The sequence below is a fragment of the Pseudoxanthomonas sp. JC1303 genome (assembly GCF_058448525.1).
Window position 1 is genome coordinate 3,261,983 of record NZ_CP185958.1, and the last position, 13,226, is coordinate 3,275,208.

Here is a 13,226-nt window from a genome sequence, read left to right on the forward strand (position 1 = left end):
TTCCGTGCTGCTCAGTGGCGGTGCTGGGCCAGCAGCCAGGACCACATGGCCGGGTCGGCATAGGTCGGATCCCAGGCGTTGTGGTTGGCCTGTGGCAGTTCGGTGTAGCGCACCGGCGTGCCCTGGGCCTTGAACGCGGCGACCAGGCGGTGGTCGTCTTCCAGCGGGACCACGTCGTCCAACGCGCCGTGGAAGATCCAGATCGGTTTGCCGCCCAGTCGCCGGGCGATGTCCGCATACGGGTCGGCCACGCCGTCCACCTCGGTGACACGCAGGCTGGGGCGATCGGGACGGTTGGGATGCACCGCGCCGCAGACCGGCGCCAGTGCGGCGAAGCGGTCCGAGGCCATCAGCGCGACCTCCCACGTCCCGTAGCCCCCCATCGACATGCCGGTCAGGTAGACCCGGTCCGGGTCTGCGCCGAACTCATCGAGGGCGGCGGCCTGCGCAGCCAGGGCCACGCGCGCGTTGGTGCTGGTCCATTCTTCGCCATCGGGCACCTGCGGCATCACCACCACGGCGGGGAAGTCGGCTGTGTGCTGTTTCAGGTAAGGCCCAAGGCCGGCCTTGAGCTGTGAGGCGTTGTCGTTGCCGCGCTCGCCCGAGCCGTGCAGGAACAGCACCAGCGCGGGCTTGCCGGGGTAGGCCGACCGTGCCGGAACGAAGACCTGATAGCGATGCCAGGTGCCTTCGACCTGGACCTGGCGCGCGACGAAATGCCCGCCACTGGCGTGGCGGACATGGGCGCAGGCCGTGAGCATCAGGGCGCTGAGCAGGAGCAGCAACAGGCGAGGGGACATGGATGGAATCGTTTACAGGCTAGGTCGCCAGTATGGTGCGCCGCGGCCGCTGGCACACGCCGCAGCGCAGCGATCAGTGCAGCAGCACCAGCGTGGCCAGGCCGAGGAAACTCATGAAGCCCATCACGTCAGTCAGTGTGGTCAGGATGACGCTGCCGGCCAGGGCGGGGTCGAACCCCATGCGCTTGAGCAGCAGCGGCACGCCCACGCCGCCGGCCGCCGCGGTCAGCAGGTTGAGGGTCAGCGCGATCCCGATCACCAGCGACAGCCCTGGCTGGCGGAACCAGACCAGCACGATCAAGCCCAGCAGCGTGCCCAGCCCCAGCCCGTTGATCAGGGCCACGCCCAGCTCCTTGCGCAGCAGGACATAGACGTTGGAGCCGCCGATCTGGCCTAGGGCCAGGCCACGGATCATCAGCGCCAGCACCTGGGTGCCAGCGTTGCCGCCCATGCCGGCCACGATGGGCATCAGCGCGGCCAGTGCGACCAGCTTGGCGATGGTGCCTTCAAACTGCTGGACCACGCTGGAGGCGATGAAGGCCGTGCCCAGGTTGATGCCCAGCCACAGCATGCGCCGGCGGAAGGCACGCCGGATCGGCGAGAATAGGTCCTCGTCCTCGTCCAGGCCGGCGGCGCTCAAGGCTTGGTGTTCGGCCTGTTCGCGGATGATGTCCACCACGTCGTCGATGGTGATGCGGCCGAGCAGGATGTTGTTGTCGTCCACCACCGGGGCCGAGACCCAGTCGTGGTCGGAGAACTTGCGCGCGACGCCCTCCGAGTGCTCGTCCACGTCGATGGCCGGCTGCTCGTCGTCGATCAGGCGGTTGATCGGCGTGGACGGCTCATGGGTGACCAGCGCGGCCAACGGCACGCGGCCCAGGTACTGGTGTTTCTTGCTGACCACGAACAGGTAATCGGTGTGGTCGGGCAACTCGCCGCGCAGGCGCAGGTAGCGCAGCACGACCTCGATGTTGACGTCGGCCCGCACCGTGACCACGTCCGGGTTCATCAGGCGGCCGGCCGAGTCCTCCGGATAGGACAGCACCTGCTCCAGACGCTCGCGGTTCTCGCGGTCCATCGACTTGAGGACCTCGTCGATGACCGTGTCGGGCAGGTCCTCGACCAGGTCGGCCAGGTCGTCGATATCCAGGTCTTCGACCGCCGCGATGATCTCGTCGGGGTCCATCTCGGCCAGCAGGCTTTCGCGCACCTCGTCGCCGACGTGGACCAGCACCTCGCCATCGTCTTCCGGATCGACCAGGCCCCACACCACCTCGCGCTTGCCCGGTGGCAGCGACTCGAGCAGGTTGCCGATCTCGGCCGGGGAGAGGGTGTTGACCAGCCTGCGGACCGGGCCGAGGCGCCCGCTGTCCAGTGCATCGGACAGCAGCCGGAGCTGACGCGCGGTCTTGTCGTGGCGGACGGCTTCAGCCATGCGCTTGGCCCCTGTGCGGTCGGTGGTCGCACCGCTTCGCCACTGGACGATGCGCTGCAGGTCAGATGTTCATCCGCGCATTATCCCCCTGCATCCAGGGAAAGGACACCCTCATGCATCACCCAGGAACACATGGCGTGGCGCCAGTCGGCGGCATTGCGCCGGGAACACGTCAATGCGCGACGCGTGCGAGCCAGCGTTCGATGCCGGCGCGGTCGCGTGCGCCAAGCAGTTTTCCCGCGGCCGCCTGCAGTTCGGCCTGGTCGTAGGCGCGGATCGCGCGCCGCAGTTCGAGCATGTTGGATGGATGCAGGCTGAAATGCGCCAGCCCGAGGGCCAGCAGGATCGGCGCCATGGCCGGATCGCCCGCGATCTCGCCGCAGACGGTCACCTGTTTGCCATGTGCGCGCCCGGTGCGCAGCACCAGGTCCAGCAGCCGCAAGAGCGAAGGCCGAAGCGGCGAATAGAGTTCGCCCAGCGCATCGTTGTTGCGGTCCGCCGCCAGCAGGTACTGCACAAGATCATTGGTTCCCACCGACACGAAATCCACCAGGTCGATGAAGTGCTCCACGCAGATCGCCGCCGACGGGACCTCGATCATCGCGCCCAGGGGGACCTCGGCGGCGATTTCGTGACCGGCCTTGCGCAGCTGCGCCTTCAGGCGTGCGAGCCGGCGGCGGACCAGGACCAGTTCCTCGCGCACGCTGACCATGGGCACCAGGACCCGCACCGGGCCATATCCGGAGGCCCGCAGGATGGCGCGCAGCTGGGTGTCGAACACCGCGCCGTTGGCCAGCGACAAACGCACGCCGCGCAGCCCCAGCGCGGGATTGTCCTCGCCACGCAACGCAAGGCCGGTGCGGTCGGCCTTGTCGGCACCCAGATCGAGGGTGCGGATGGTGACCGGTCGTCCGCTCATGCCCAGCACCACATCGCGATAGGCACGGAACTGCTCTTCCTCGTCCGGTAGCTCCTGGCGCTGCAGGAACAGGAACTCGGTGCGGTACAGGCCTATGCCTGCCGCGCCCAGGGCGTGGGCGCGCGCCACGTCCTCGCGGGATTCGGCATTGGCATGCAGCGCCACGTCCACACCATCGCGCGTCCGCGTGGGCTTGGTGCGCAGGCGGCCCAGTTCGCGCTGTTCGCGCGCGGCGTCCTTGAGCCGCTGGCGGAAGGCGCGCAGGTCCGCAGCCGACGGATCGACGATTACCTCGCCGCTGTCGCCGTCGACGATCAGGGCATCGCCGTCGTTGACCTTGGCCAGCACCTGGCTGGCGCCGACCACCAGCGGCATGTGCAGGCTGCGGGCGAGGATCGCGCTGTGCGACAGCGTGCTGCCGGTCGCGGTCACCACCGCGACCACGCCCTGGGCCTGCAGTTGGGCCAGCTCGGACGGGGCTACCGTGTCGCTCACAAGAATCTCGCCGGCCAAGCCCTCGGCGTCGCTGGGGCGGCTGTGCAGGTGCGCATGGATGCGCCCGATCACATGGTCCAGATCGTCCATGCGGCTCTTGAGGTAGGCGTCGTCCATGTCCTTGAACACTGCCGCAAGCCGGTCGCGCTGCAGGCGCAGCGCATAGTCGGCGCCGTAGCGCCCCTTGCGGATCAGGTCGTCCAGGCCCTGCAGGAGTTCCGGATCGTCCAGCAGCAGGGCATGCAGGTCGATGAATTCACCGACTTCGCGCGCGAGTGCGCCGTGCAGGCGCGCGCGCAGGTCATGCATCTCGGCGCGGGCCGCGTCCACGGCCTGGTGCAGGCGCGCGAGTTCGTCGTCGACCTCGCGTGCGCGGATGCGCTGCTCGGCCACGTCCAGCGCATGGGGCAGGCGCACGCGGGCACGGCCCAGGGCGCTGCCGCGCGAGGCGCCATGTCCTGGCAGCAGCTTGCGCATCAGCGCGACCCTGCCATGGGCGTGCGCGCCGCGCGCCCGGCTTGGCGTTGGCGGATCGATGGCCGTGTCATGGTGGTGGCGCGGGTGTGCATCGGCTTGCTCCTTGCTCCGGGCCAGGCCGTGGCCGCCTGGCGTTTGGGCGGGGCAGTAGGCGTCAGCCTTCCTCGTCGAACCGGCGCTCGAACAGGCCCACGATCGCCTCCATGCAGTCGCCCTCGTCCTCGCCCTCGGTCCGCACCGTCACCGCCGTGCCCTGGCCGGCGGCCAGCAGCATGACGCCCATGATGCTCTTGGCGTTCACCTGACGCCCCTTGGCGGCCAGGGTCACGTTGCTGCGGAAGGGCGCGACCACTTGCACCAGCTTGGCGGTGGCGCGGGCATGCAGGCCCAGTTTGTTGGTCACGGTGAGGTCGCGTTCAAGCATCGTCGAGGATGGCTCCGTTTCGTGTGCCGGCCGCCGCGGTGGCCGGGAGTTCGTCCAGTCCCTGTTCCGGATAGTTCATCACCCGCAACAACATCGGCAGGCTCAGCGCCGACACCCGGCGTACGGGCGTCCCGAGCCGCGCGACCTGGGCGGCCAGATTGCTGGGAGACGCGCCATACACATCGGTCAACACAAGCACGCCGTCGCCGTCGTCCACACGCCGCAGCGCAGCAGAGGCCTGCGGCAGCAGTGCAGGCAGGTCCGCATCGAGCGGCACTTCGAAGGCTTCGGCCTTCAGGGGCAAGGAGCGCAACAGGCCCTGGGCCACCGTCAGGAGCGACGTACCGATGCCGGGATGGGTAATGAGCAGGACGCCGCAGGTCATGACGGCAACATTAACAGGCCAGGCATGCACGCATCGAGAAGAACGTGCGGGTTTCTTTGTCCCGCGCGCCGCGCGCTACCTGCCGGTCAGTCGCGGTAGATGACCCGGGTCTGCGAGGGGACGTCGTGAATCCGCGTTCCTGTGCACCGAACAGTACCGAGAAAATCTTAAACGGGATCAAATGGCATGGCGCACGCACGCTGATCTGGACCAACGTCGGGCGCTCACCCTGCTCGGCGACCACGGGGGTGCCGGTGATCGGCTTGTCCAGCGTCATCCGGGACAGCGACGCCCGGGAGGCGGCGTAGATGCCCATGATGATCGTGCTCGTCAGATGGCGTTCGATCAGGGCCCATGCGCTGGATGCGGTAGGCCAATGGCGGGCTTTCGATCGGCACCCCGACAGGAAGGCCATGTAGTGCGCGAGATGCCCAGCCGCATCGATCAGCACATTGAACAGGGGTTGCCAGCGGCTGGCCAGGTCGGCATCGATGCGCGGGACGGCGGGCGTGCGGTGCCGCGGAGGTGGTGGCCTGATGCGGGTGCAGTCATCCGTGTACTGCCATGCCTGGTCCCTGGCAATGTGCAGCGGGTCTCAGTCCAGTTCGCGATGGAAGGTCGCCACCTGGTCCCAGCCTTGTGTGCGGGCGTGCGCGGCCAGGCGTTCGGTCAGGTAGACCGAACGATGCTTGCCGCCGGTACAGCCGAAGGCCACGGTGACGTAGCTGCGCGTTTCGCCGCGCAGGCGTGGCAGCCAGGTGTCCAGAAACCAGCTGACCTGTTCGACGTAGCGCACCACGTCGTCCTGCGCGTCCAGGTAGTCGCGCACCGGTCCGTCGCGACCGGTCAGCGGGCGCAGTTCCGGCTGCCAGTGTGGGTTGGGCAGGACGCGGGCGTCGAACACGAAGTCCGCATCGGCCGGCACGCCACGCCGGTAGGCGAAGGATTCGAACAGCAGCGACGGCGCATCGCGGCTGTCGAAGGCGAACTCGCCGACGATCCGCCTGCGCAACTGGTGCACGTTGAGCTGGCCGGTATCGATCAGGACATCGGCCTCGGCGCGCAGGGGCTGGGTGATCGCCCGTTCCTGGACGATCGCCTCGGGCAGGGACAGGCCCAGGTAGCTGAGCGGGTGGCGGCGGCGGGTGTCCGAATAGCGGCGCAGCAGCACCTCGTCGTCCGAATCGAAGAACACCAGCTTGGCGGTCAGTCCCAGGCGCACCACCGCCGCACGCCACTGTGCGAGCTTGGACAGGTCGCTGTGCCGGTTGCGCACGTCGATGCCGACGGCCACCTTCTGCCGCAGGACATCCTCGCGCATCATGCTGCGGATGAACTCCGGCAGCAGCTCGATGGGCAGGTTGTCCACGCAGTAGTAGTCCAGGTCCTCCAGCGTCTTGAGCGCCACCGACTTGCCCGAGCCGGACAGGCCGCTGACGATCAACACGAAGGGCGGCTGCGGGCCCGCAGCCGGCGCGGGCACGTCCGGGGTCGTCGCCTCGCTCATGGCGTGCTGCGCTCCAGCAGGTTGCTGTGGCGGGCGATGAACATCGCCGCCGGGTCGATGCCCTTGGTGCGCAGGATGTGCAGGCGCGTGGCCGCCTCGGTGAGGACCGCCAGGTTGCGTCCGGGCATGACCGGCAGGGTGATCAAGGGCACATCGAGATCGAGCACGTGGCGCGTGCCCGAGTCGCCGGTGAGCCGGTCGTAGCCATGTACCCCAGGCTCGGTCATCGGCCGGGTCAGGTGCACGATCAGGCGCAGGTACTTGTTCTTCTTCACCGCCGTGTCGCCGAACATGTCGCGCACGTTGAGCACGCCCAGGCCGCGCACTTCCAGCAGGTCCTGCAACAGTTCCGGGCAGGTGCCATCCAGGACATCGGGGGCGATCTGGGTGAACTCGGGCGCATCGTCGGCGACCAGGCGGTGTCCGCGGGTCAGCAGTTCCAGGGCCAGCTCGCTCTTGCCCGAGCCCGCCTCGCCGGTGATCAGCACGCCGATGGAGTAGATCTCCATGAACACGCCATGCAGGGTGACCCGCGGCGCCAGGGTGCGGGCCAGATGGTAGGACAGGAAGTTGAGCAGTTCATGGCCACGCCTGGGCGAGGACCACAGCGGGGTTTCGGACTCCTCCGCGGCCGCGCGCAGGTCTTCCGGGCAGGACTGGTTCTTGCTGATGACCAGGGCCAGCGGGCGCGCGGCGACCATCTTCTCGATGGTCTCCCAGCGCAGGCGCGAGTCCAGGCCGTCCAGCCAGGACAACTCCTCGGTCCCCAGGATCTGCACCTTGTTGGGATAGATCGCGTTGAGGTAACCCGCCAGTGACGGCCGGCGCTTCACCTTGCCGGCGGTATCGATCTGGCGCTTGGCGCCGGCGCGGCCGGCCAGCCAGCGCAGGCCGAGCTTGTCCTTCATCTGGTCGAACAGCTCGCTGGCGGAGATGCTGGAGTTCATGGCGTCCTGATCGGCGGCGTCGACACCGCATGATACGACGCGAGCCGCCATCGCCGAACCGTCATGCCCGGCCTCTTTGCGCGAACGGCGACCCGATCAGGTCGCCGTTGCAGTGAGATTGCCTGGGCGGGCGAGGAGTCAGTCGGCGTTCTCGCCGCGGCCACGCTGCCGGTCGATCTGCTTGCGTTTGTGCTTGAGCACGAGGCGGTCGAGCTTGTCGGCCAGGATGTCGATGGCCGCATACATGGTCTCGGCGCCGGCATCGGCGTGCAGGGTGCGACCGGAGAGGTTGAGCGTGGCTTCGGCCACGTAGTCGGGCTTGGAGAATCCCAGTTGCGTGCGGCATTCGAGCGGCTGGTCGAAGTGTCGTTCAAGGCGCTTGAGTTTCGTCTCGACGTAGTCACGCAGTGCCGGGGTGACTTCCATCGACTGGCCGTAGGTCTCAATTCGCATCGCGTTGTCTCCTGCAGTTGTTGTTGCTTTCGGTTGTTCGGACAAACCGGGCTGCGTGGGGTTCCTCGTCGACTCCTCTATGGGCTGGGTTGGGTTCAAGTAACGCACCGGAAGGTCCGGCTTTCAAGCTGGCAGGTGGACGATGAACCGACCACCAATCGGGCAGTTCATCCCATCCTGACGCGTTCGTGCGAGGACAGGATGTCCATGGCTTCACGATACTTGGCGACCGTACGCCGCGCCACTGGCACGCCTGACGATTTCAACAGGTCGGCGAGCTTGGCGTCGGACAGAGGCTTGCGCGGGTTTTCCGCGTCGATCAGCTTGCGGATCATCGACTGGATGGCCGTGCTGGAGGCCTCGCCGCCGCCCTCGGTGCTGACGCCCGAGGCGAAGAACGCGCGCAGGGGCAGGGTGCCGCGCGGCGTGCGCACGTACTTGCGGGCGATGGCGCGCGAGACGGTGGATTCGTGCAGCCCCACCTCGGCGGCGACCTCGCGCAGGGTCAGCGGGCGCAGGGCCTGCTCGCCAAACTCCAGGAAGCCGGCCTGCTGGTGGATCAGGCAGCGAGTGACCTTGAGCAGCGTGTCTCCGCGAGCCTCAAGGCTCTTGAGCAACCAGCGGGCTTCCTGCAGGTGCCCGCGCAGGTAGCCGGCATCGGACTCGTTGCAGCGCCGGATCATCGACTCGTACCCCCGGTGGATGGTCACCCGCGGCAGGTGCTGGCTGGCCAGCGCGGCGCGCCAGACGCCCTTCTGGCGCCAGACCACGCAATCGGGGACCACATAGGTGTCCTGGGTCAATTCGCCGATCTGCACGCCGGGCTTGGGATCGAGCGAGCGCAGCAGGGCGACGGCTTCCTCGACTTCGTCCAGGCTGCGCTTGAGCTCGCTGGCCAGGCCCGCCGCGCCGCTGCGCGGGAGCTTCTCCAGCAGCGGCCCTTCGGCGATACGCAGGGCCAGGTCGCGGCCGGCGGTCTGTTCCGAAAGCACGTCCAACTGCAGGCACAGGCACTCGCCCAGCGAGCGCGCGCCCACGCCCACAGGGTCGAAGCGCTGCAACTGGCGCAGCACGGTCTGGATCTCGTCCTCGCCGGCGGTGACCTCGGGGCGCAGGGTCTGTGCGATTTCCGAGAACGGCGTGCGCAGGTAGCCATCGTCCTCGATCGCATCGATCACCGCCGCGCCGATGCGGCGGTCGCGCGGGGACAGATGGGAGAGATGCAGCTGCCACAGCAGGTGGTCCTGCAGGCTGTTGGACTCGGCCACGCGCTCGGCCGCGCTGCCCTGTTCGTCGTCGTCGAACGATCCGCCGGATGCGCTTCCCGACTCGTTGCTCCAGGGCGCTTCATCCGGCTGCCAGTCGTCGCTCTCAGGACTGCGCTCGGCCTGTTCGTCCGGTGCCCGGTCCGACGCATCGCTGCCGGGCTGCGCTTCTGGAGGGGCGTTCTCTTCCCAGTCCAGCAGGGGGTTGGTCTCGACCGCCTCGGCGATCTCGGCTTCCAGTTCGGCGGTGGACATCTGCAGCAGCCGGATGGCCTGGCGCAACTGGGGCGTCATGACCAGTTGCTGTCCCAACGATGTCTGGAGGCGTGGTTTCATCCGAGGGCCCGAGAACGACAGGTGCGACCGCCACCCGCACGCAGCTGCACGTCAGAGCCGGAAGGTGTCTCCCAGGTACACGCGACGGACGTCGGCATTGGTCAGTAGCGCGTCTGGTGCCCCCTGCGCCAGCACGCTGCCTTCCGCGAGAATATACGCCCGGTCACAGATTCCCAAGGTTTCGCGCACGTTGTGGTCGGTGATCAGCACGCCGATCCCGCGATCCTTGAGGTGGGTGATGATGCGCTGGATCTCGCCGACCGAGATCGGGTCCACGCCGGCGAAGGGCTCGTCCAGCAGCATCAGGCGCGGCTTGGCGGCCAGGGCGCGTGCGATTTCCACCCGGCGGCGCTCGCCGCCGGAGAGGCTGGCGCCCAACTGGTCGGCCACATGGGTGATCTGCAGCTCATCCAGCAGCGAGGCCAGTTCCTTCTCCGCCGATGCACTGTCCAGGTCTTCACGCAGTTCCAGCACCAGGCGGATGTTGTCGGCCACGGTGAGCTTGCGGAACACCGAGGGCTCCTGCGGCAGGTAGCCCACGCCGAGCTTGGCGCGGCGGTACATGGGCTCGCCCGTGATGTCCTTGCCGTCGAGGGTAATCTGGCCGGCGTCGGAGGACACCAGACCGACGATCATGTAGAAGCAGGTGGTCTTGCCGGCGCCGTTGGGGCCGAGCAGGCCCACCACTTCGCCCGGTTCCAGGGTCAGGCCGAAATCGGCGACCACCTGGCGCTGCTTGTAGCTCTTGCGCAGGCCCTGTGCCGACAGCATTACTTGTTCCCCGGCTTGGCCGGCGGCACCTGGGTGGGCGAGCCCACCGTGGCCCCGGGGGACTTGTTCTTGGGCTGGATCACCGTATGCACGCGCGAGCCATCGCCGCCGCTCTGCATGTTGCCGGTCTTGGTGTTGTAGACCATCTTCTGGCCGGAGTTGGAGCCCTTGGGCGAGGTGACGGTGTAATCGCCGGTCAGGGTGATGATTTCCTTCATCAGGTCGTAGACGATCAGGTCGGCCTGGGCGTTCATCGGGGTGCCGTCGTCGTTGATCTGCTTCAGCTTCACCGGTCCTCCGGTAAAGGTGACCTGGGTGATCTCGCCGTTCTTGCGCACGATCTGGCCCTTGGTGGCCTGGATGTCCAGCGTGCCCTGGGTCAGGTGCACGCCCTGGTCCAGGTGGATCACGCCATCCTGGGTGACGTTGCCGTCCTGGTAACCGGCATCCAGGTTCATCTCCTGATTTCGATCGGAGGTCTTGGCCAGCGCGCCACCGGCCAGCAAGGCCATCGCCAGACCGGTCATCAGCAGCAGCGGGCCTGCATTACTGCGCAGATTTGGGGACATAGCGCGATCTCACCTTGGACTTGAACTTGTATTGTTGGGTCTGCGAATCGATTTCAAAACCCGTGCCGCTCATGGTGGCGCCGGGTTGGGTCAGGACCACCTCGCGGTCGGTCGAGGCCAGGTGCTGATCCGGATAGATATCCAGCAGCGTGGTCTTGAACGTGGACGAGGCCGTGCCGGGTGGACTGGTGCCGACCACGTCGCCTTCCATGCGCAGCTTCTCGCCCTTGGCCGCGACCCAGCCGGTCTTGCTGACCATCTTCCAGTGCGCGCCCTCCTTGTCGGGCATCAGAAAGGTCGGGTCGGTGATGGTGTAGGTCTCGTCACTGGCCAGCCGTCGCATCTCCGGCGCCTCCAGCGTGACCGACTCCTGGCCCTCCTTGTCCAGGGCGACCATGGTGAAGTCGTGCATGATGTAGTCGTATTTGTTGGGGTCCACCGCGACCGCTTCGGGCTTGTGCCGGTTGTTCCAGGCCAGCCAGCCAAACACCAGCACGCCCGCAAGCAGGCACCAGCCCAAGGCGGCGCGCCAGCTCACGCGGCCCCATCCTGCAGCAGCTTGTCCACGTGACCCTGGGCCGCCAGCACCAGGTCACAGACTTCGCGTGCAGCGCCGCGGCCACCGGCGGCGCGGGTAGTCCAGTGGGCGGCGGGCGCGACCCAGGGATGGACATTGGCCGGCGCCACCGCCAGGCCGACGTTGCGCAGGCTGGTCAGGTCGGCCAGGTCGTCGCCCATGAAGAGCACCTGGTCCAGGCCGAGGCCACGTTCGGCGCACAGGGCTTGCAGTTTTGTCAGCTTGTCCTTGACGCCCTGATGCACGCCGATGCCCAGCTCGCGCGCCCGGTGCTCGACGACCTGGCCGCTGCGGGCGGTCACCAGCGCCACCTCGATCCCGTGGCGGCGCAGCAGGACCAGGCCGAGTCCGTCCTGCACGTGGAAGGTCTTGGCTTCGCGGCCGTCGGCGTCGAGGAACAGCCCGCCGTCGGTCAGCGTGCCGTCGACATCGAAGCAGGCCAGGCGCACGCGTGCGGCTCGTTCCAGCAGCTCGTCGGTGATGTTGTGGAGATGGCTCAGATGCATCCTGCGGGACTTGCGAAAGAAAGGGGGATGGAACGCGGCGCAACCGGTCTTACACCACGCGGGCTCGCAACAGGTCGTGAATGTTAAGCGCGCCGATGACATGATTCCGTGCGTCGACGACGATCAAGCCCGAGCCGATGTTGCGCGTCTCCAGCAGCCGCGCCGCTTCGGTCGCCAGCGCCTGCGCGCCGATGGTCACCGGGTTGCGGGTCATGACCTGATCGATGCGCGTGGCATGGATATCCAGCCCGGCCGTGTCCAGCGCCCGGCGCAGGTCACCGTCGGTGAAGATCCCGCGCAGGACGTTGCCAGCATCGACCACGGCGGTCATGCCCAGGCGCTTGCGGCTCATTTCCACCAGCGCCTGGGCCAGGGTGGCGTCCTGCGGCACGCAGGGGATCTCCTCGCCCACGTGCATCACATCGCCGATGTGCAGCAGCAACTGGCGCCCGAGGCTGCCGGCGGGATGGGAACGGGCGAAATCCTCCGAGGTAAAGCCGCGCGCCTCCAGCAGGGCCACGGCCAGCGCGTCGCCCATGGCCAGGGTGGCGGTGGTGCTGGAGGTCGGGGCCAGGTGCAGCGGACAGGCCTCGGCCGGCACGCTGACGTCCAGATGCACATCCGCTTCGCGGGCCAGGGTGGACGCCGGGCGTCCGGTCATCGCCACGACCGCATTGCCCTGCCGCTTGAGCACCGGCAGCAGCATCAGGATCTCGTCGGACTCGCCCGAATAGGACACCGCCAGCACGATGTCCGCGTCGGTGATCATGCCCAGGTCGCCGTGGCCGGCCTCGGCCGGGTGCACGTAAAAGGCCGGGGTGCCGGTGGAAGCCAGGGTTGCGGCGATCTTGCGCGCGATATGGCCCGACTTGCCCATGCCCATCGCCACCACCCGGCCTGTCCCGGCCAGGATCAGCCGACAGGCCGCCGAGAACGGACCATCGATGCGCTGGGCCAGCGCGTGCAGGGCCTCGGCCTCGATCTGCACGGCGCGACGGCCGCTGGCAGCCAGGGCGGCATCGTCGACTGGAACGCTTGACTGCGCGGTGGAAGGCATCGGGTCAGGTGCCGTGGGCGTAGAATGGTCGGCCATTTTAGGAGGAAAGGCCGTTGGACGCCGAAACCATCCGTGAACTCATCGAGAAGGGCCTGCCTGGCGCCCAGGCGCGCGTGCAGGGCGATGACGGCGTGCATTTCGAGGCCACCGTCGTCAGCGAGGTCTTCCAGGGCAAACTGCCGCTGGCACGCCATCGCATGGTCTACGCCACGCTGGGCGAACTGATGGGCGGGGCGATCCACGCGCTCCAACTCAAGACCGTCACCCCCGACGAAGCCGCTTAAGCGCTGCGTCCTGCCCGAA

General features: G+C 67.8%; 16 protein-coding genes. 1 reads left to right on the top strand and 15 read right to left on the bottom strand.

What is annotated here, in order from left to right; all coding sequences use genetic code 11:
- Positions 1-11: 11 nt before the first annotated feature.
- The 15 genes from ACORQU_RS14680 to ACORQU_RS14750 all read right to left on the bottom strand — a co-directional run bounded on the left by ACORQU_RS14680 (position 12) and on the right by ACORQU_RS14750 (position 12,923).
- On the bottom strand, positions 12-800 hold the full coding sequence (locus ACORQU_RS14680; RefSeq protein WP_491641837.1) for a carboxylesterase family protein: 789 nt from the start codon (positions 798-800) through the stop codon (positions 12-14).
- Between the two features lie 73 nt (positions 801-873).
- Complete coding sequence (gene mgtE / locus ACORQU_RS14685; protein WP_271646450.1) at positions 874-2,235, bottom strand: magnesium transporter; 1,362 nt, start codon at positions 2,233-2,235, stop codon at positions 874-876.
- A 172-nt stretch (positions 2,236-2,407) separates the two neighbouring features.
- Positions 2,408-4,126, bottom strand: coding sequence for a phosphoenolpyruvate--protein phosphotransferase (gene ptsP, locus ACORQU_RS14690; RefSeq protein WP_491641839.1), 1,719 nt, complete (start codon positions 4,124-4,126; stop codon positions 2,408-2,410).
- Between the two features lie 154 nt (positions 4,127-4,280).
- On the bottom strand, positions 4,281-4,550 hold the full coding sequence (locus ACORQU_RS14695; protein WP_271646448.1) for an HPr family phosphocarrier protein: 270 nt from the start codon (positions 4,548-4,550) through the stop codon (positions 4,281-4,283).
- Entirely contained in the window at positions 4,543-4,935 is a 393-nt protein-coding gene (locus tag ACORQU_RS14700; RefSeq protein ID WP_271646447.1) for a PTS sugar transporter subunit IIA, read from the bottom strand. The genes ACORQU_RS14695 and ACORQU_RS14700 overlap by 8 nt, the downstream gene beginning before the upstream one ends.
- A gap of 10 nt (positions 4,936-4,945) precedes the next feature.
- Positions 4,946-5,350 (bottom strand): hypothetical protein, encoded by a 405-nt coding sequence (locus tag ACORQU_RS14705; RefSeq protein WP_491641841.1) that lies wholly within the window; start codon positions 5,348-5,350, stop codon positions 4,946-4,948.
- A gap of 180 nt (positions 5,351-5,530) precedes the next feature.
- Complete coding sequence (rapZ, locus tag ACORQU_RS14710) at positions 5,531-6,442, bottom strand: RNase adapter RapZ (protein WP_491641842.1); 912 nt, start codon at positions 6,440-6,442, stop codon at positions 5,531-5,533.
- Entirely contained in the window at positions 6,439-7,389 is a 951-nt protein-coding gene (gene hprK, locus ACORQU_RS14715) for an HPr(Ser) kinase/phosphatase (protein ID WP_271646444.1), read from the bottom strand. The genes rapZ and hprK overlap by 4 nt, the downstream gene beginning before the upstream one ends.
- Positions 7,390-7,527: 138 nt before the next feature.
- Complete coding sequence (gene hpf, locus ACORQU_RS14720; protein ID WP_271646443.1) at positions 7,528-7,842, bottom strand: ribosome hibernation-promoting factor, HPF/YfiA family; 315 nt, start codon at positions 7,840-7,842, stop codon at positions 7,528-7,530.
- Positions 7,843-8,009: 167 nt separating this feature from the next.
- The gene (locus ACORQU_RS14725; RefSeq protein ID WP_491641845.1) at positions 8,010-9,443 is read right to left on the bottom strand and encodes an RNA polymerase factor sigma-54; all 1,434 of its coding nucleotides are present in this window, start codon (positions 9,441-9,443) and stop codon (positions 8,010-8,012) included.
- Between the two features lie 51 nt (positions 9,444-9,494).
- On the bottom strand, positions 9,495-10,214 hold the full coding sequence (gene lptB / locus ACORQU_RS14730) for an LPS export ABC transporter ATP-binding protein (protein WP_271646441.1): 720 nt from the start codon (positions 10,212-10,214) through the stop codon (positions 9,495-9,497).
- Positions 10,214-10,747, bottom strand: a complete 534-nt coding sequence (gene lptA, locus ACORQU_RS14735) for a lipopolysaccharide transport periplasmic protein LptA (protein WP_491645139.1) — start codon at positions 10,745-10,747, stop codon at positions 10,214-10,216. Before lptA ends, lptB begins: the two co-directional genes overlap by 1 nt.
- 13 nt (positions 10,748-10,760) lie before the next feature.
- A complete protein-coding gene (gene lptC / locus ACORQU_RS14740) occupies positions 10,761-11,321 on the bottom strand; it encodes an LPS export ABC transporter periplasmic protein LptC (RefSeq protein ID WP_491641847.1) in 561 nt (186 codons plus the stop codon).
- Positions 11,318-11,866 carry a KdsC family phosphatase gene (locus ACORQU_RS14745; protein WP_491641848.1) on the bottom strand — a complete coding sequence of 183 codons (549 nt, stop codon included), beginning with the start codon at positions 11,864-11,866 and terminating at the stop codon, positions 11,318-11,320. Before ACORQU_RS14745 ends, lptC begins: the two co-directional genes overlap by 4 nt.
- A gap of 49 nt (positions 11,867-11,915) precedes the next feature.
- Entirely contained in the window at positions 11,916-12,923 is a 1,008-nt protein-coding gene (locus ACORQU_RS14750) for a KpsF/GutQ family sugar-phosphate isomerase (RefSeq protein ID WP_491641849.1), read from the bottom strand.
- Between the two features lie 53 nt (positions 12,924-12,976).
- Here ACORQU_RS14750 and ACORQU_RS14755 point away from each other — a divergent pair, with 53 nt between their 5' ends.
- Complete coding sequence (locus ACORQU_RS14755; protein WP_271646436.1) at positions 12,977-13,207, top strand: BolA family protein; 231 nt, start codon at positions 12,977-12,979, stop codon at positions 13,205-13,207.
- Positions 13,208-13,226 lie beyond the last annotated feature (19 nt).

Excerpts from the sequence above, each read along its gene's own strand:
- ACORQU_RS14700 (WP_271646447.1), bottom strand. The coding sequence starts at position 4,935 with ATGACCTGCGGCGTCCTGCTCATTACCCATCCCGGCATCGGTACGTCG.
- ACORQU_RS14705 (WP_491641841.1), bottom strand. The coding sequence starts at position 5,350 with ATGGCCTTCCTGTCGGGGTGCCGATCGAAAGCCCGCCATTGGCCTACC.
- ACORQU_RS14680 (WP_491641837.1), bottom strand. The coding sequence starts at position 800 with ATGTCCCCTCGCCTGTTGCTGCTCCTGCTCAGCGCCCTGATGCTCACG.
- lptB (WP_271646441.1), bottom strand. The coding sequence starts at position 10,214 with ATGCTGTCGGCACAGGGCCTGCGCAAGAGCTACAAGCAGCGCCAGGTG.
- mgtE (WP_271646450.1), bottom strand. The coding sequence starts at position 2,235 with ATGGCTGAAGCCGTCCGCCACGACAAGACCGCGCGTCAGCTCCGGCTG.
- ACORQU_RS14750 (WP_491641849.1), bottom strand. The coding sequence starts at position 12,923 with ATGCCTTCCACCGCGCAGTCAAGCGTTCCAGTCGACGATGCCGCCCTG.
- hprK (WP_271646444.1), bottom strand. The coding sequence starts at position 7,389 with ATGAACTCCAGCATCTCCGCCAGCGAGCTGTTCGACCAGATGAAGGAC.
- ptsP (WP_491641839.1), bottom strand. The coding sequence starts at position 4,126 with ATGCGCAAGCTGCTGCCAGGACATGGCGCCTCGCGCGGCAGCGCCCTG.
- ACORQU_RS14745 (WP_491641848.1), bottom strand. The coding sequence starts at position 11,866 with ATGCATCTGAGCCATCTCCACAACATCACCGACGAGCTGCTGGAACGA.
- hpf (WP_271646443.1), bottom strand. The coding sequence starts at position 7,842 with ATGCGAATTGAGACCTACGGCCAGTCGATGGAAGTCACCCCGGCACTG.
- rapZ (WP_491641842.1), bottom strand. The coding sequence starts at position 6,442 with ATGAGCGAGGCGACGACCCCGGACGTGCCCGCGCCGGCTGCGGGCCCG.
- ACORQU_RS14725 (WP_491641845.1), bottom strand. The coding sequence starts at position 9,443 with ATGAAACCACGCCTCCAGACATCGTTGGGACAGCAACTGGTCATGACG.
- ACORQU_RS14695 (WP_271646448.1), bottom strand. The coding sequence starts at position 4,550 with ATGCTTGAACGCGACCTCACCGTGACCAACAAACTGGGCCTGCATGCC.